This is a genomic window from Mycobacterium gordonae (assembly GCF_002101675.1).
In the GTDB taxonomy this organism is placed as follows: domain Bacteria; phylum Actinomycetota; class Actinomycetes; order Mycobacteriales; family Mycobacteriaceae; genus Mycobacterium; species Mycobacterium gordonae.
On sequence record NZ_LQOY01000016.1, the window covers coordinates 102,200 to 119,944 of the forward strand.

At 65.9% G+C, this 17,745-nt stretch carries 11 protein-coding genes and 1 tRNA gene; 11 read left to right on the forward strand and 1 reads right to left on the reverse strand.

Annotated features, from left to right (window positions below):
* Window positions 1-6: 6 nt before the first annotated feature.
* From AWC08_RS02905 to AWC08_RS02925, 5 genes are all read left to right on the forward strand, one after another.
* Window positions 7-1,473 carry a biotin carboxylase gene (locus AWC08_RS02905; RefSeq protein WP_065135748.1) on the forward strand — a complete coding sequence of 489 codons (1,467 nt, stop codon included), beginning with the start codon at window positions 7-9 and terminating at the stop codon, window positions 1,471-1,473.
* The gene (locus AWC08_RS02910) at window positions 1,470-2,639 is read left to right on the forward strand and encodes a serine hydrolase domain-containing protein (protein ID WP_069432722.1); all 1,170 of its coding nucleotides are present in this window, start codon (window positions 1,470-1,472) and stop codon (window positions 2,637-2,639) included. Before AWC08_RS02905 ends, AWC08_RS02910 begins: the two co-directional genes overlap by 4 nt.
* Window positions 2,640-3,043: 404 nt before the next feature.
* A complete protein-coding gene (locus AWC08_RS02915; protein WP_069432721.1) occupies window positions 3,044-3,799 on the forward strand; it encodes a hypothetical protein in 756 nt (251 codons plus the stop codon).
* Window positions 3,796-5,928 carry an Rv1355c family protein gene (locus AWC08_RS02920; protein ID WP_069432720.1) on the forward strand — a complete coding sequence of 711 codons (2,133 nt, stop codon included), beginning with the start codon at window positions 3,796-3,798 and terminating at the stop codon, window positions 5,926-5,928. The genes AWC08_RS02915 and AWC08_RS02920 overlap by 4 nt, the downstream gene beginning before the upstream one ends.
* 19 nt (window positions 5,929-5,947) lie before the next feature.
* Window positions 5,948-7,771, forward strand: a complete 1,824-nt coding sequence (locus tag AWC08_RS02925) for a putative bifunctional diguanylate cyclase/phosphodiesterase (RefSeq protein ID WP_069432719.1) — start codon at window positions 5,948-5,950, stop codon at window positions 7,769-7,771.
* Between the two features lie 213 nt (window positions 7,772-7,984).
* On the opposite strand, the gene AWC08_RS02930 is transcribed toward AWC08_RS02925, so the two are convergent.
* Window positions 7,985-8,058 (reverse strand) — tRNA-Arg (locus AWC08_RS02930).
* Between the two features lie 187 nt (window positions 8,059-8,245).
* Here AWC08_RS02930 and lipQ point away from each other — a divergent pair.
* From lipQ to ettA, 6 genes are all read left to right on the forward strand, one after another.
* Complete coding sequence (gene lipQ, locus AWC08_RS02935; RefSeq protein WP_065135743.1) at window positions 8,246-9,505, forward strand: esterase LipQ; 1,260 nt, start codon at window positions 8,246-8,248, stop codon at window positions 9,503-9,505.
* A gap of 176 nt (window positions 9,506-9,681) precedes the next feature.
* The gene (locus AWC08_RS02940; RefSeq protein ID WP_069432759.1) at window positions 9,682-11,145 is read left to right on the forward strand and encodes a WS/DGAT/MGAT family O-acyltransferase; all 1,464 of its coding nucleotides are present in this window, start codon (window positions 9,682-9,684) and stop codon (window positions 11,143-11,145) included.
* A 41-nt stretch (window positions 11,146-11,186) separates the two neighbouring features.
* Window positions 11,187-12,959, forward strand: a complete 1,773-nt coding sequence (locus AWC08_RS02945) for an HAD-IB family hydrolase/lysophospholipid acyltransferase family protein (RefSeq protein WP_069432760.1) — start codon at window positions 11,187-11,189, stop codon at window positions 12,957-12,959.
* Window positions 12,960-12,967: 8 nt separating this feature from the next.
* Window positions 12,968-15,319, forward strand: coding sequence for a glycerol-3-phosphate 1-O-acyltransferase (locus tag AWC08_RS02950; protein WP_065135742.1), 2,352 nt, complete (start codon window positions 12,968-12,970; stop codon window positions 15,317-15,319).
* A 130-nt stretch (window positions 15,320-15,449) separates the two neighbouring features.
* On the forward strand, window positions 15,450-15,926 hold the full coding sequence (locus tag AWC08_RS02955; RefSeq protein ID WP_065135741.1) for a single-stranded DNA-binding protein: 477 nt from the start codon (window positions 15,450-15,452) through the stop codon (window positions 15,924-15,926).
* A 64-nt stretch (window positions 15,927-15,990) separates the two neighbouring features.
* On the forward strand, window positions 15,991-17,667 hold the full coding sequence (gene ettA / locus AWC08_RS02960) for an energy-dependent translational throttle protein EttA (RefSeq protein ID WP_065135740.1): 1,677 nt from the start codon (window positions 15,991-15,993) through the stop codon (window positions 17,665-17,667).
* Window positions 17,668-17,745 lie beyond the last annotated feature (78 nt).

Sequence of the window (17,745 nt, forward strand, 5' to 3'; positions counted from 1 at the left end):
GGCCTGATGGTGCCCGCCAGCCCCGCGCGGCGCCCGCTCAACGGCCTGTCGGACGTGCGCGCGTTCTTTCACACCAACACCAGACCGCTGTACTTCATCTCGCCGACCCCGTTCAATCTGCTGGGCGTCGACCGCTGGATACGAAACTTCTTCTATCTGACGTACTACGACGCTTTTGAGGGCACCCATTCGCGCGTGTTCGTGCCTCGTCGACGAGACCGGCGTGATTTCGACTCCATGGACGAGGTGTGCAGCCACCTGCTGTCTGATCCCGAGACGCTCGACTTCATCGCGGGCAAAGGCCCCGGTGGCAAGTGCTGCTTTGTCATGATGAATGAGGAAATCCAGGCCCTGGCGCGGTCGGCGGGGCTGGAGGTCATGCACCCGCCGATCGAGCTACGCGAGCGCCTGGGCTCCAAGATCATCATGACGCGGCTGGCCACCGAAGCGGGTATACCGAGCGTGCCCAACACGATTGGACGGGCCGGCTCCTACGACGAATTGCTGACGCTCGCGCAGGACGCCGGCCTGGGCGATGATCTCGTCATCTCGATCGCGTATGGCAACGCCGGCAGTGGGACCTTCTTCGTGCACGGTCAGCGCGATTGGGACCAGCACGCCGGTGACCTGGTCGGGCAGGACCTCAAAGTCATGAAGCGCATCCGCAACGTCGAGGTGTGCCTCGAGGGCGCCGTGACCCGCCACGGCACCGTGGTCGGTCCTGCGATGACGAGTCTGGTCGGTTATTCGGAGCTGACGCCGAGCCGGGGCAGCTGGTGTGGCAATGACATCTGGCACGAGGTTTTGCCGCCGGCCCAGACCCGCGCCGCGCGAGAAATGGTGTCAAAGCTGGGCGACGTCATGCGCCGCGAGGGTTACCTCGGCTACTTCGAAGTGGACCTGCTGCATGACCTCGACTCCGACGAGCTCTACCTCGGCGAGGTGAATCCGCGCCTGTCCGGCGCCAGCCCGATGACGAATCTGACCACTGAGGCCTACGCCGACATGCCGCTGTTTCTCTTTCATCTGCTCGAGTACATGGACGTGGAGTACGAGCTCGACATCGATGAGATCAACGCCCGTTGGGAGCGAGGCTATGGGGAAGACGAAGTCTGGGGCCAGGTGATCATCACCGAGACCTCGCCGGAAATCGAGATCTTCACCGCGACGCCGCGCACCGGTGTCTGGCGCATCGACGACGACGGTCGGGTATCCTTCGCGCGAACCGCGAACGACTGGGCCACCCTGCTCGACGGCTCCGAGGCGTTTTACATGCGGGTCGCGGCGCCCGGCGACTTACGTTCTGAGGGTGCTCAACTCGGCGTGCTCGTCACCCGTGGACACCTGCAGACCGACGACTATCAGCTGAGCGAGCGCTGCCAGCGCTGGGTCAAAGGTATGAAAGCGAAGTTCACCTCGACGCCCCTGACGCCCGCCGCACCGATTGTCTCGCGGCTGGTCGCGCGAGCGTGAGCGCCCCGGCGGGCATCTCACTGGACAACTGGCTGGCGGCGCCGTACGCGAAGTGGTCGTTCCAGCACGTCGAAGACTTCGTGCCGACCGAGAAGATTTTGCGGGGATCGGCGCCGGTCGCCGCGTTGCCCGCAGCGGGTGACGCGCTGGCGGACATCCCGGTGGCCAGCACCGGCGGGAGGGCCACCACCGTCGCCGCGGTGATGGCCGCCACGGCTACCGACGGGTGGGCCGTCGCGCACCGCGGGTCGTTGGTGACCGAGCAATACTTCGACGGCATGCAAGCCCAGACCCGGCATCTGCTGTTTTCGGTGAGCAAATCGCTGGTGGCCGCTGTTGTCGGTGTGCTGCACGAGGCGGGCGCGATCCAGCTTGCCGCACCCGTCACGAAATTTGTTCCCGCCCTGGGTAATTGCGGTTATGACGGGGCGACGGTACGGGACCTGCTCGACATGCGTTCGGGTATCGCCTTTTCCGAGAACTACGACGACCCGAATGCGGAGATCCACCTGCTCGACCAGGCGATGGGCTGGGCGTCCCGAAACCGTCCGGGCGCGCCCGCCACGCTGCACGATTTCCTGCTGACCCTGCGACGGAAGTCGCCGCACGGCGGGCCCTTCGAATACCGCTCGTGCGAGACCGATGTGCTCGGCTGGATCTGCGAGGTTGCCGGCGCCGCGCGGATGCCTGAGCTGATGTCGGACCTGCTGTGGAGCCGCATCGGGGCTCAGCGCGACGCCACGATCGGCGTCGACTCGGCAGGCACCGGGCTGTTCGACGGCGGGATCAGCGCGTGCCTGGCCGACATGATCCGGTTCGGGTCCCTGTTCTTGCGCGACGGTGTCTCGTTGACCGGCCACCAGGTCGTGCCGGCGGCGTGGGTGGCCGATACCTTCGAGGGCGGCCCGGACTCGCGCCAGGCGTTCGCCGCGAACCCGGACAACAACGAGATGCCCGGCGGCATGTACCGCAACCAGATGTGGTTTCCGGGCCCGGGCAGCAACGTTGTGTTGTGCCTGGGCATGTGCGGTCAAATGATCTACGTCGACCGCTCGGCAGAGATGGTCGCCGCCAAGCTGTCCACCCAGCCGCACTCGCACGAGCCTCACATGTTGGATACGCTGCGCGCCTTCGACGCGGTGGCGCAGGAGCTACGCGGCCGCTAGCACTCGGTGCCCGCAAGGGGCGAACCGTCGGTCCTGCTCCGGATGCCGTGCAATCAGAAGCGGCCCGACCGCACATGGGCACGACAATTCGCAGTGCCCTGATCATCCGCAGGCCAGCCGGTGAAAAAGCGCTATAACGCAAAACTCCGGCTGCGGCACCGCTGTCGGTCAATATCCGCAGGCCTGCCGACTGCGAATCCGAGAGGAGATCCGGTTCCCCCGGCCGGAAAGTCCACGCCGTGTTTTAGTCCCGGTTACTTTTGAACGGCTGGGGTGTGCAAGAAGGGTCCGACCAGCGGATCCACTGAGAGGCCGCGAGGCCAAACCGCGGGACACAGTTGAATTCGGGTAAACGATCTCACCGGCCATTCAAACTGCCTCGCGGTTCGACAGATCGGAGAATAATGACCACCGCCGTATGTGATTCCTTTGCGCCGCCGAGCTTTCCTTTTCGGGAAAACGTGAGTTTGCGGCTCGCGGACGCAAATTGCAGACTCGTCGTATCCAGTCCGGCGCTGGACCCTACGCTATGGACTGAATACCTCGCTGGTGCGGTTCGTAGCTATGCCAAACACGGGGTAGAACGTACTTTGAATATCGACGCAATCCGGGATGGTGCGGACACCCGGCTATTTTTCGCGGCGGTAGATAATCGGAACCGTGTCATAGGGGGCGAGCGGGTAGTGGGGCCGCTGTGGTCGGCCGATGATTCACATGCTGTGATCGAATGGGGAGGTAGTCCGGGTGCGGTTACGGTTCGCAAGATGATCAATGATCGGGTGCCATTCGGCGTCGTCGAGGTGAAGTCGGCGTGGGCGCAGAGCGATTCGCCATACCGTGACGCGATCGCGACAGCCCTGGCGCGCACCGCGTTACCGATCATGGCTCTGTTGGGGGTTCAGTTCGTGATGGCGACGGCGGCGGCCCATGTGTTGGACCGTTGGCGTGCCTCGGGGGGAGTGGTGGCAGCGGCGATTCCGGCGGTGGCCTACCCGGATGAGCGTTACCGAACCAAGATGATGTGGTGGGACCGCAGCACCATCGCCAACCATGCTGAACCCAAAGAACTCTCGAGGATGTATACGGAGACGAGCGAGTTGATGAGGGACGTGCAGGGATCGAGCGGCATCGCCGTGGCGGGTGCAGGCACCGCCCGGTGAACGACGCGCCCGACCGCGAGACTTACAAAGCTCTCGTGCTGTCCGAGGATGATCCCGAGGGTCGCCTCGAGCTCGATCGGCTGCGTTCAGGTACGGACATCCGGTGGATCGACCGGTTCGAAGAGCAACTCGACACCGCGCGGCGCTCGCTGCCGCGAGCCGACCCGGATCTGCTGGGGGAGACCAGACGGTGGGTGTACTACCCCTGGCGGCGCACGGTGGTTGCCGTGCTGGGTCCCCGAGCTTTCCGCGCGGTGCGCCTGGACCGCAACCGGCATCTCATCACCGCCCGGGAGCAGGGCGTATTGAACGGCCTACGGGTGGGTGTCGTCGGTGTCAGCGCCGGCCATGCGGTCGCCTATACGCTTGCTGCCGAGGGAGCTTGTGGCACAATACGACTGGCCGATTTCGATGAGCTCGAGCTGTCGAATCTGAATCGAGTGCCCGCCACGGTCCTCGACCTCGGCCTGAACAAGGCGACCGTCGCGGCCCGGCGGATCGCGGAGTTGGACCCATACCTGGTAGTAGAGGTGGTCACCTCCGGTCTCTCGCCCGAGTCGATCGAGGAATTCGTGGACGGCCTCGATGTCGTCATCGAGGAATGCGACTCCTTGGATATGAAAGTGTTGGTGCGGCAGACGGCACGCGACCGTGGCGTCCCGGTGCTGATGGCGACCAGTGACCGTGGCCTGGTGGACGTCGAGCGCTACGACATCGACCCGCAGCGACCGATCTTGCATGGCCTGCTGGGTGATATCGACGCAGCCAGACTGAGCGGGCTGACGACCCGGGATAAGGTGCCCTACGTACTGAACATTCTTGACGGTCAACAGCTTTCCGCGCGTGGTGCCGCGTCGCTGATCGAGGTCGGCCAGACGATAGCGGGTTGGCCGCAGCTGGCCGGTGACATCTGGATCGGCGCCGCGACGGTGGCCAGCGCGGTGCGCCGGATCGGCCTCGGGGAACCCCTCGACTCCGGACGGGTGCGAGTGGATGTCGGTGCGGCCCTCGATCGTTTGCAGGAGCCGGCCGCGATGAATGGCAGGGCCGCGACCACACCGGAGTTGGCGCCGACCGATGCGCCGGACGCGCAACGGCGCGTCAGCGAGGCAGTGGCGCAGGCAGCGATCTGCGCGCCGTCCGGTGGCAACGCCCAGCCTTGGCACGTTGTGGCCGAAGCAGATTCGCTCACCATGCGACTGGCGCCGGAACGCACCTCGATGATGGACATCGCCTTCCGGGGCAGCGCGGTAGCGCTCGGTGCGGCGATGTTCAATGCCCGGATTGCGGCCGCGGCACATGAGGTGCTGGGACCCGTCGAATTCGACACCACACAGCCCGGCTCACCGCTGCAGGCGACACTGCGGTTCGGCCGCGGCAGTGACCCGTCCTTGGCCACCCTGTACCAGCCCATGCTGCTCCGGGCGACTAATCGCTACTGTGGCGCGCCCACTCCGCTCGATCCGACGACCGTGAAGTTGCTCGCAGACGCCGCCGCGACCGAAGGCGCGGCGCTGCGCCTGTTGTCCGACCGCGCCGAGATCGACCGCGCGGCAGAGATTCTGGGCGCGGCAGATCGCATCCGCTATCTCACTCCCAAGCTGCATGAGGAGATGATCTCCGAGCTGCGCTGGCCCGGGGATCCCTCGGCGGAAACCGGCATCGATGTTCGAAGCCTGGGACTCGATCCCAGCGAAATGGGTGTCCTCGAGGTGTTGCGCCGCTCCGATGTCATTGCGCGCCTGGCAGAATGGGATGCCGGAGCCGCACTGTGCAACAACATGGCCGAGCGCGTGTCGATGAGTTCTGCGCTCGCCGTCATCTACGTCGAAGGCGCCCAGCTCATCGATTTCGCCCGTGGCGGCTCGGCGATGCAGGCGGCGTGGATCACCGCCCAACAATGCGGGCTGGCGGTCCAGCCCGTTTCGCCAATTTTTCTCTACGGTCGTACGAAAGAGGACTTGCAGAAGGCGTCACCACACTTTGCAGCAGAGTTGCTGGGACTGCAGCATGAGCTAAGGACCCTGACCCGGCCGGCGGGCAACGAGCACGAGGTGCTGGTGTTCAGGCTTTTTCACGCCCCGCCGCCTTCGGTGCGCAGCCGCCGGCGCCGGCTTGGAACCAACTGAGAGTCGCGAACTTCGAGAAATGCAGGACTACGCCACGCCGCATCGGCTTGACCAGATCGTCACCGCCGTTGCCAATCAACTCATTACTGCCGATGCCGGCACCTCAGTCGACGTCAGCCGTCGGGTTCTGGCCTATCTGGTGGATCAGTTGGGCGTCGACGTCAGCTTCCTTCGTCACAACGATCACGACATCGACGCCACGAAGCTGGTGGCCGAATGGCCACCGCGTGACGATATACCGGACCCCGACCCGCTTGCGGTGATTTATTTCGCTGATGCCGACCCGGTGTTCGCATCGGCCAAGCACGCCAAGGAGCCGCTCGTCTTGCGCCCGGAACCGGCTTCCGACGACTACCAGCAACGCATCCGCGAAGGCCGGCAGGTCATGGCCACCTCGTTGGCCGCCGTCCCCCTGATTTCGGCCGACGTCACCACCGGGGTACTGGGGTTCGTGAAGTACGGCGACCGGGAGTGGCACGAGGCCGAGTTGAACGCGCTGATGGCGATCGCCAGCCTGTTTGCTCAAGTCCAGGCTCGGGTGGCCGCCGAAACGCAGCTCCGCCACCTCGCCGACCATGACGATCTGACCGGCCTGCACAACCGTCGGGCGCTGCTGCGCCATCTCGACCAGCGGCTGGCTGCCGGCCAACGCGGCCCGGTGGCGGCGCTGTTCCTCGACCTCGATCGACTGAAGACCATCAACGATTACCTGGGCCACGCCGCCGGCGACCAATTCATCCAGGTGTTCGCCCAGCGACTGCGTTCCGCGTGCGTCAGCGACAGCCTGATCGCGCGACTGGGCGGCGACGAATTCGTCGTAGTGCCGCCATCGCCGATGACGCCCGATGCCGCGGTGCGGTTCGCTGAGCGGCTCAGCGACCAGTTCAAGGAACACGTGTCGATCGGGGGCGAAGTCCTCACCCGCACCGTCAGCATCGGCACCGCGTGCGCGACGCCCGGCATAGACACACCGTCGCACCTGATCCGGCGGGCGGATCAAGCCGTGCTGGCGGCCAAGCACGCCGGCGGAGACGGCGTCGCGGCCTTCACCGCGGACATGTCCCAGCGAAGCGAACTGCGCAACGACATCGAGTTGCACCTGCGCAGCGGCATCGAATCCGACGCGCTGCGTCTGGTCTACCTACCCGAGGTGGACCTGCGTTCCCGCTCGATCATCGGCGTGGAAGCCCTGGTCCGCTGGCAGCACCCGACGCGCGGGCTGCTGCCGCCCGACTTGTTCATACCGGTCGCCGAATCCGTCAATCTCGCAGGTGAATTGGACAGGTGGGTGTTGCGCTCGGCCTGCGAGGAATTCGCGGCCTGGCGGTCCGCCGGAGTGGGCCGTGATCTGGTGCTGCGCATCAACGTCTCGCCCGGCCAGCTGGTGACCGGGGGATTCGTGGACTTCGTCGCGGACACGATCGACCGCCATGGTCTCGGCGCGTCCTCGGTGTGTCTGGAGATCACCGAGAACGTCATCGTCCAAGACCTACAGACGGCCCGAGCCACCCTGGCCCGCCTCAAAGACATCGGAGTTCGGGTCGCGATCGACGACTTCGGCACCGGCTACAGCGCTATGTCGCTGTTGCAGACGCTCCCGGTCGACACCCTCAAGATCGACCGAGGGTTCGTGCGGCGACTCGGTGCCGACGCCAGCGATCTGGTCATCGTGCGCGGGATCATGGTGCTGGCCCGGGGCTTCAACCTCGATGTGGTGGCCGAAGGCATCGAGACCGAGGACGCGGCAAGGGTGCTCATCGAGCATGAGTGCTACCGCGGGCAGGGGTTCCTGTACTCGCCGCCGGTGAGTGGTGCCGTACTGCGGCGCATGCTTGCCGAATAGCCCTGGACCGGCTTCTAGCAGCGCATTTCATCGCCGCTGCGGCTTTTCTTCATCGCCGTTTGGCACACCTTCGGTGGGGTATCCGAGCGTGCCACGGCTGACGAGGAACATGGTTGTCAGAAGTGGGCCGCGACGAGCAGCCGCGATAGCGCCCGACGGATGCCAGCCACACGTGTCACATCCGTCACTCGAGGTAGCAGACGCCCCAATCGGCGCCCCCGGCACGACTCGAACGTGCGACCTAGGGATTAGAAGGCCCTTGCTCTATCCACCTGAGCTACGGAGGCAATGCGCAGGTCAGTCTATCCAAAGCCGAAAAATCAAGGGGCGCAGGCGGCGCAACGCGCCCGAAAAGGGTTTGACTGAGCGAAAAATCGGCTATGGTGTGAGCCTCGACACACGTACAACACCGGCCGGTAATCGGCCGTTAACCGCAACGAGGCGTGTGCCTGACGTCGAGGGGTGTGCTTAGCAATGTGTATTGCAAGTGTGACCGCGCGGTGCTCGCAAGCGGGTGCCGAGGCGTTGCGCCAGGGCGCGCAGCTCGCGGCCGACGCCCGGGGCATCTCCCGGGCCGGCGCGGTGCTGCTGCGTGGCTCGCCTTTCGCCGTGGGCTGGATCGCCGGATGGCTGGCCACCGAGTTTCCGCCGCACGTGCTGACCGGGCACGCGCTGTCCCGGGTGGCGCCGACGGCCATCAACCGGGTCGGGACCACCTGGGCCGCGCAGCGTGCGGACCATGCGCTCACCGCTGCCCTCCAGGCGTCGTTCGGGTCGGATTTCCGTGAGCAGGTCTTTCACCCGACCACCAACCCGGCGCTGAGCGTGCGCCGCGGAATACTGCCCAAACCCAAGCCGGGCCCGCACCGCCGCTACGCGGCCAAGACGTCGGACATCTCCTACGGACCGGGTGGCACCGAGCATCTTCTCGACATCTGGCGCCGTCCCGACCTGGCTCCCGGTCACCGGGCCCCGGTGCTCATCCAGGTCCCCGGCGGGGCGTGGAGCGTCAACGGCAAACGTCCGCAGGCGTACACCCTGATGAGCCGGATGGTCGAGCTGGGCTGGATCTGCGTCTCGATCAACTACAGCAAGAGTCCGCGCGCCAAATTCCCCGCGCACATCATCGACGTCAAGCGAGCGATCGCCTGGGTCCGGGAGAACATCGGCGACTACGGCGGCGACTCCGACTTCATCGCGATCACCGGTGGGTCAGCGGGCGGACACCTGGCTTCGCTGGCGGCGCTGACCCCGAACGACCCGGCGTTCCAGCCCGGGTTCGAGCGGGCCGACACCACCGTGCAGGCCGCGGCCCCGTATTACGGCGTCTACGACTTCACCGACTTCGACAACATGCACGAAATGATGATGCCGTTCCTCGAGCACTTCGTCATGAAGGCCCGATTCGACGACGAGCCGGAGCGCTTCACCGCGGCATCGCCGATTTCCTACGTGCACCGCGACGCTCCGCCGTTCTTCCTGCTGCACGGCGACCGCGACCAGCTGGCGCCGATCGGCCAGGCTCGAGCCTTCTGCGCGGCGCTGCAGGGAGCGGGCGCCCCTACGGTCGCCTATGCCGAACTCGCCAATGCCCACCACGCCTTCGACATCACCCCGACGGTGCGGTCCCGGCTTGCCGCCGACGCCGTCTCCGACTTCCTCGGTGTGGTCTACGGCCGGCGGGAGAGCGCGCTGATGGGTTCGTTCGCGCTGTCCGCCTCACCCGCCAGCTGAGTCAAACCCATCTCGCGGGCCGCCTCCTCGGGCTGAGAGCACCCTCACTTTCACCACCGCCGCAACCGGACTAGCGTTGGGTGAGCATTCTGGTGGCGGGGCCTGATAGCAGGAGGTTTGATCAGCGGTGAGAGGGTTGACGTGTCGGGGCGCCCGGCTCGCGGGGGGTCTTGATCATGGCTGAAGCCGTGGGGTTGTCGGACGAGCTGGGACCGGTCGATTATTTGCTGCACCGCGGAGAAGCAAATCCGCGGACACGCTCGGGAATCATGGCACTGGAACTGCTCGACACCACGCCGGACTGGAACCGGTTCCGGTCCCGCTTCGAGAACGCCTCTCGCAAGGTGTTGCGGTTACGGCAGAAGGTCGTCGTGCCGACCCTGCCGACGGCGGCACCCCGCTGGGTCGTCGACCCCGACTTCAACCTCGACTTTCATGTTCGCCGGGTGCGAGTGTCCGAACCCGGCACGCTGCGCGAGGTTTTCGATCTCGCCGAAGTGATGCTGCAATCCCCGCTGGACATTTCTCGCCCGCTATGGACGGCCACCCTGGTCGAAGGGCTGGCCGACGGGAAAGCGGCCACGCTGCTGCACCTCAGCCACGCGATCACCGACGGGGTCGGCAGCGTCCAAATGTTCGCCGAAATCTATGATCTCGAGCGCGATCCGGAGCCGAGGCCAATTCCGCCGCAACCCATTCCGCAGGATCTCACACCCAATGACCTGATGCGGCAAGGCATCAACCACCTGCCCATGGCGATCGTCGGGGGTGCGCTGGGCGCCTTGACCGGGGCTGTATCAGCGGCCGGAAAAGCGGTGCTCGATCCGTTGTCCACGGTGTCCGGGATCTTTGGCTATGCCACCTCGGGCGCACGGGTGCTGAACCGGGCCGCTGAACCGTCGCCGTTACTGCGCCGGCGCAGCCTGGCCAGTCGTACCGAGGCGATCGACATCCGGCTCTCGGACCTGCACAAGGCGGCCAAGGCCGGTGGCGGATCCATCAACGACGCATATCTTGCCGGTCTGTGCGGAGCGCTGCGCCGCTACCACGTCGCCCTCGGTGTGCCGATCAGCACGCTACCGATGGCGGTTCCGGTGAATCTGCGTGCCGAAGGCGACGCGGCCGGCGGCAACCAGTTCACCGGAGTCAATCTCGCCGCCCCGGTCGGCACGATTGATCCGGTGGCCCGGATCAAAAAGATCCGCGCGCAGATGACCCAGCGCCGGGAAGAGCCGGCGATGAACATCATCGGGTCCATGGCGCCCGTGCTCAGTGTGCTGCCGACGGCGGTCCTGGAGGGGATCAGCAGTTCGGTGATCGGCAACGACGTGCAGGCCAGCAATGTCCCGGTCTATCCCGGCGACACCTACATCGCCGGCGCAAAGATCATGCGGCAGTACGGGATCGGCCCACTGCCGGGGGTAGCGATGATGGTCGTGCTGATCTCCCGCGGCGGCTGGTGCACCATCACCGTTCGCTACGACAGGGCTGCGGTGCAGAAGGACGAGCTGTGGGCGCAGTGCCTGCTGGAGGCCTTCGACGAGATCCTCGCGCTGGCCGGTGATCCGCCACCGCGCGCGGTGGCGGCATCGTTCGAGCCCGGGCAGGTCGGCTCCGCGCGATCGGCGTCGGGCTCGTGAGCGCCGCCGACGACAAGGACGCGGGGACGCCGGTCAAGGATATGCGGCTGCCCGGTTCGGTGGCCGAAATCATGGCCAGCCCACCGGGTCCCAAGGTTGGCGCGTTTTTCGACCTTGACGGCACGCTGGTGGCCGGCTTCACCGCCGTCATCCTCACTCAAGAGCGGCTGCGCCGCCGCGACATGGGCGTGGGGGAGCTGCTCAGCATGATTCAGGGTGCGCTCAACCACACCCTGGGCCGGATCGAGTTCGAGGAGCTGATCACCAAGGCGTCCATGGCGCTGGCCGGGCGGCTGTTGGACGACCTGGACGAAATCGGGGAGCGACTGTTCAATCAGCGGATCGAGTCCCGGATCTACCCGGAGATGCGGGAACTGGTGCGCGCGCACGTGGCGCGCGGCCACACCGTGGTGCTGAGCTCGTCGGCGCTCACCATCCAGGTCAACCCGGTGGCGAGATTTTTGGGCATCTCGAACACGCTCACCAACAAGTTCGAGACCAACGAAGACGGGCTACTCACCGGCGGGGTGATCAAGCCGATTCTGTGGGGGCCGGGCAAAGCCGCTGCGGTGCAACGCTTTGCGGCCGAACATGACATCGACTTGAAGGACAGCTACTTCTACGCCGACGGCGACGAGGACGTCGCGCTGATGTATCTGGTCGGCAACCCGCGCCCGACCAACCCCGAGGGCAAGATGGCCGCCGTGGCCAAGCGCCGCGGCTGGCCCATCCTGAAGTTCGACAGCCGCGGTGGAGTGGGATTGCGTCGCCAGATCCGCACGCTGGCCGGCTTCAGTTCGATGGTTCCGGTGGCGGCCGGCGCCGTCGGGCTCGGCCTGTTGACCCGTAACCGGCGGCGCGGCGTGAATTTTTTCACCTCGAATTTCTCTTCGTTGCTCCTGGCCACCTGCGGGGTGCACCTCAACGTCATCGGCGAAGAGAACCTGACCGCGCAGCGGCCGGCGGTCTTTATCTTCAATCACCGCAACCAGGTTGACCCGATCATCTCCGGCGCCCTGGTGAAGGACAACTGGGTGGGCGTGGGCAAGAAGGAACTGCAGCGCGACCCGATCATGGGCACGATGGGCAAGATGCTCGACGGGGTGTTCATCGACCGGGACGACCCGGACTCCGCGGTGGAGATGCTGCACACCGTCGAAGACCGCGCCCGCAACGGCTTGTCCATCGTCATCGCCCCCGAGGGCACCCGGCTGGATACCACCGAGGTCGGCCCGTTCAAGAAGGGTCCGTTCCGGATCGCGATGGCGGCGGGAATTCCCGTCGTTCCCATCGTGATCCGCAACGCCGAGACCATCGCGTCGCGTAACTCCACCGTGCTGAACCCGGGCACTGTGGATGTGGCGGTGTTCCCGCCGATTCCGGTGCAGGACTGGACGCTGGACACGTTGTCCGAACGCATCGCCGAGGTCCGTCAGCTCTACCTGGACACCCTGGCGGACTGGCCGTATGACGGGCTGCCCGAAGTGGATCTGTACAAGAAGAAGCCCGCGGCTCCGGCTGCCAAGAAGGCGGCGGCCAAGAAGGCGGCGGCCGCGAAGAAGGCTCCGGCGAAGAAGGCCGCCGCGAAGAAGGCTCCGGCCAAGAAGGCCGCCGCGAAGAAGGCCGCCGCTAAGAAAGCGCCCGCCAAAAAGGCCACTGCCGCAGAGACTGTCGGCAAGAAAGCCACCGTGCAGAGTGCGCCGGAGCCGACGCCGGACAAGACTCCGCACGAATCCAGCGTGGACCCGGTACCGGTAACCGAGAGGCGGCAGGAAAACTCGGACCAGTCCGACTCGTCGACCTCCGCGTCCTGAGGACTGCCGTGACCAAACCGGCCGCCGACACCAGCGCAGTCCTGACTGCCGAAGACTCCCTGGTGCTCGCGTCCATGGACACCCCCGTGGAGATGGAGCTGGTCATGGATTGGCTGGGCCAGCAACGCGCCCGCCTACCCGGGACCACGTTCGACGTCCTCAAGCTGCCGCCGCGCACGGCGCCGCCGGGTGCGCTGACCGCTCTGATCGAGAAGCTCGAATCATGCGACGACCGGTCGATCGTGCCGGTCCGGGTTTTCTGGCTGCCGCCCGCCAACCGCGGCAAGGTAGCCAAGGTAGCCGCCCTGCTGCCCGGCCGGGATCCCTACCACCCCAACCAACGTCAGCAACGGCACATCCTGCGCACCGAGCCGTGGCGGGCACGGGTGGTAGCCGGCGAGTCGGCCAGTGTCTCCGAACTTCGACAGCAATGGCGCGACACCACCGTCGGCGAGAACACGCAGGAATTCGCGCAGTTCGTCACCCGCCGAGCAGTGCTGGCGCTGGCGCGTGCCGAGTACCGGATCCTGGGGCCGCAGTACAAGTCTCCGCGCCTGGTCAAACCGGAGATGTTGGCCTCGGCGCGGTTCCGGGCCGGGCTCGAGAAAATCCCCGGCGCCACTGTCGAGGAAGCCGGCCAGATGCTCGACGAACTGGCGACCGGATGGAGCCAGGCATCGGTCGACGTCATCTCGGTCCTGGGCAAGATGCTCAGCCGCGGGTTCGACCCGGACTTCGACTACGACGAATACCAGGTCGCCGCCATGCGCGCCGCGCTGGAATCCCACCCGGCGGTCCTGCTCTTCTCGCACCGGTCCTACATCGACGGAGCCGTGATACCGGTTGCCATGCAGGACAACCGGTTACCGCCGGTGCACATGTTCGGCGGGATCAATCTGTCGTTCGGCGTGATGGGGCCACTCATGCGCCGCTCCGGGACGATATTCATCCGCCGCAACATCGGTGACAACGCGCTCTACAAGTACGTGCTCAAGGAGTACGTGGGCTACATCGTGGAGAAGCGGTTCAATCTGAGCTGGTCGATCGAGGGCACCCGGTCGCGGACCGGAAAGATGTTGCCACCCAAGCTCGGTCTGATGAGCTATGTGGCCGACGCCTACCTCGACGGTCGCAGTGAAGACATTCTCCTGCAAGGCGTTTCGATCTGTTTCGACCAGCTGCACGAGATCGCCGAGTACGCGGCCTATGCGCAGGGCGCCGAGAAGACGCCGGAGGGCTTCAGCTGGCTCTACAACTTCATCAAGGCCCAGGGTGAGCGCAACTACGGCAAGATCTACGTCCGCTTCCCCGAAGCGGTGTCGATGCGTCAGTATCTCGGGCCGCCCAACGGGCCGCTGGCCAACGATCCCGCCGCCAAACGCCTTGCGTTGCAGAAGATGTCGTTTGAGGTGGCGTGGCGGATTCTGCAATCCACGCCGGTGACCGCCACGGGTCTGGTGTCTGCGCTGCTGCTCACCACCCGCGGCATGGCGTTGACGCTCGACCAGTTGCACCACACGTTGCAGGATTCGCTGGACTACCTCGACCGCAAGCAGACGCCGGTCTCCACCAGTGCGCTGCGGTTGCGCTCGCGCGAGGGTGTGCGCGCGGCGGTCGACGCCCTGTCCAACGGGCACCCGGTGACTCGCGTCGACAGCGGCCGGCAACCGGTGTGGTACATCGCTCCCGCCGACGAACACGCCGCGGCCTTCTACCGGAATTCGGTCATCCACGCGTTCTTGGAGACCTCGATCGTGGAGCTGGCGCTGGCGCATGCGCGCCACGCGACCGGCGACCGGGTCGAGGCATTCTGGGCTCAGGCGATGCGGCTGCGTGATCTGCTGAAGTTCGATTTCTACTTCGCCGACTCGGCGGCCTTCCGGGCCAATATCGCCGAAGAGCTGGCCTGGCACCAGGATTGGGAATCTCAGCTCGCCGCCGGGGCAGAGGCCATCGAGAAGATGCTGTACGCCAAGCGGCCGTTGATGTCGGACGCGATGCTGCGGGTGTTCTTCGAGGCTTACGAGATCGTCGCCGACGTGCTGCGCGACGCCCCGCCGGATATCAGCCAGAAGGAGCTGACGGAGCTGGCGCTCGGGGTCGGTCGTCAGTTCGTGGCGCAGGGCCGGGTGCGCAGCAGCGAATCGGTCTCGACGTTGTTGTTCGCGACCGCCCGGCAGGTGGTCGCCGATCAGGATCTGATCGCGCCGGCCCCCGACCTGGCCGAACGTCGGGTGGCCTTCCGGCGTGAACTGCGGGACATCCTTCGGGATTTCGCCTATGTCGAGCAGATCGCCCGCAACCAGTTCGTCGCGCGCGAGTTCACGATGCGGCAGCGCCGCACCGAAGGGCAGACGTAGCCCGTCCGTCCACAGCCGCGACTTTTTCCACAGCCGCATCGATCACCGCGCGCACACCGGTGTGATCCGTCGGTGCCGGCGGGCTCAATGGGTCCTGACACCAGCACGACTCAGAGAGAAAGTTGAGCCAATGTTCGAAACATGGATGACCGTCGTCGGCCACATCGTCAATGACCCGCAGCGCCGGCGCGTGGGTAACGAGGAACTGATCAAATTTCGGGTAGCCAGCAATTCGCGCCGACGGACCGGTGACGGCGCCTGGGAGCCGGGCAACTCGCTGTTCATCACGGTCAATTGCTGGGGCCGGCTGGTTACCGGGGTGGGCGCCGCGCTGAGTAAAGGCGCGCCGGTGATCGCGGTGGGGCACGTCTACACCAGCGAGTACGAGGACCGCGACGGCAACCGCCGTTCCTCGACGGAGATGCGGGCGACCGCGGTCGGGCCGGACCTGGCCCGCGCGATCGTGCGCATCGAGAAGCCGAGCTACACCGGTCCGCAACCCGTCGAGGTTCCGGCCGCCGATGCCGCCGGCGGCGCCGGCGAACCGGCCGAGCCCGCCCCGCCCGCCGGCAGTGACGAGGCCGCAGCGCTGCCTCTGTCGGCCTAGTGGTTCCGGGCGGTGCATAGGATGGTCCGCGGATATCCAAAGACCAGAAAGGCAACACCGCGGCATGGCTGAGTTCATCTACACGATGAAGAAGGTCCGCAAGGCGCACGGCGACAAGGTGATTCTCGACGATGTGACGTTGAGCTTCTATCCGGGCGCCAAGATCGGCGTCGTCGGTCCCAACGGGGCCGGCAAGTCGAGCGTCTTGCGGATCATGGCCGGACTGGACAAGCCGAACAACGGCGACGCTTTTCTGGCTACCGGCGCGACGGTCGGCATCCTGCAACAGGAGCCGCCACTGAACGAAGAGAAGACGGTCCGCGGCAACGTGGAGGAGGGCCTGGGCGAGATCAAGGTGAAGCTGGACCGCTTCAACGAGGTCGCCGAGTTGATGGCCACCGACTACTCCGACGAGCTGATGGAGGAGATGGGCCGGCTGCAGGAGGACCTGGACCACGCCGACGCGTGGGACCTGGACTCCCAGCTGGAGCAGGCCATGGACGCGCTGCGCTGCCCGCCGCCGGACGAACCGGTCACCAACCTCTCCGGCGGTGAGCGCCGTCGGGTGGCGCTGTGCAAGCTGCTGCTGTCCAAGCCCGACCTGCTGCTGCTCGACGAGCCGACCAACCACCTGGACGCCGAAAGCGTGCAGTGGCTCGAACAGCACCTGGCCAGCTATGCCGGGGCGATCCTGGCGGTCACCCACGACCGCTACTTCCTGGACAACGTGGCCGAATGGATTCTGGAACTCGACCGCGGCCGCGCCTACCCGTACGAGGGCAACTACTCGACCTACCTGGAGAAGAAGGCCGAGCGGATCGCGGTGCAGGGCCGCAAGGACGCCAAACTGCAGAAGCGGTTGCAGGAGGAACTGGCCTGGGTCCGCTCGGGCGCCAAGGCCCGGCAGGCCAAGAGCAAGGCACGGTTGCAGCGCTACGAGGAGATGGCAGCCGAGGCTGAGAAGTCGCGCAAGCTTGATTTCGAAGAGATTCAGATCCCGGTCGGGCCTCGGCTGGGCTCGGTGGTGGTCGAAGTCGAGCACCTCGACAAGGGCTTCGAAGGCCGGCCCCTGATCAAGGACCTGTCCTTCACCCTGCCCCGCAACGGCATCGTCGGGGTCATCGGCCCCAACGGTGTCGGCAAGACCACGCTGTTCAAGACCATCGTCGGCCTTGAACAACCCGACAGCGGCACCGTCAAGGTCGGCGACACCGTCAAGCTGAGCTACGTCGACCAGACCCGCGCCGGCATCGACCCGAAGAAGACGGTGTGGCAGGTCGTCTCCGACGGGCTGGACTACATCCAGGTCGGCCAGACCGAGGTGCCGTCGCGGGCGTATGTGTCGGCGTTCGGGTTCAAGGGCCCCGACCAGCAGAAACCGGCCGGCGTGCTGTCCGGTGGCGAACGCAACCGGCTGAACCTGGCACTGACCCTCAAGCAGGGCGGCAACCTGATTCTGCTCGACGAACCGACCAACGACCTGGACGTCGAAACGCTGAGCTCGCTGGAGAACGCGCTGGTCAATTTCCCCGGCTGCGCGGTGGTGATCTCCCACGACCGGTGGTTCCTGGACCGGACCTGCACCCACATCCTGGCGTGGGAAGGCGACACCGACAACGAGGCCAAGTGGTTCTGGTTCGAGGGCAACTTCGGCGCCTACGAAGAAAACAAGGTGGAACGACTCGGCGCCGAAGCCGCGCGTCCGCACAGGGTGACCCACCGCAAGCTGACACGGGACTAATGTCAGTCTCGCCACACGACGACGCGGCCTAACCCGGCCGTACCGGAGTGGGGGAGTTGAGCATTGCCCGCGACGATG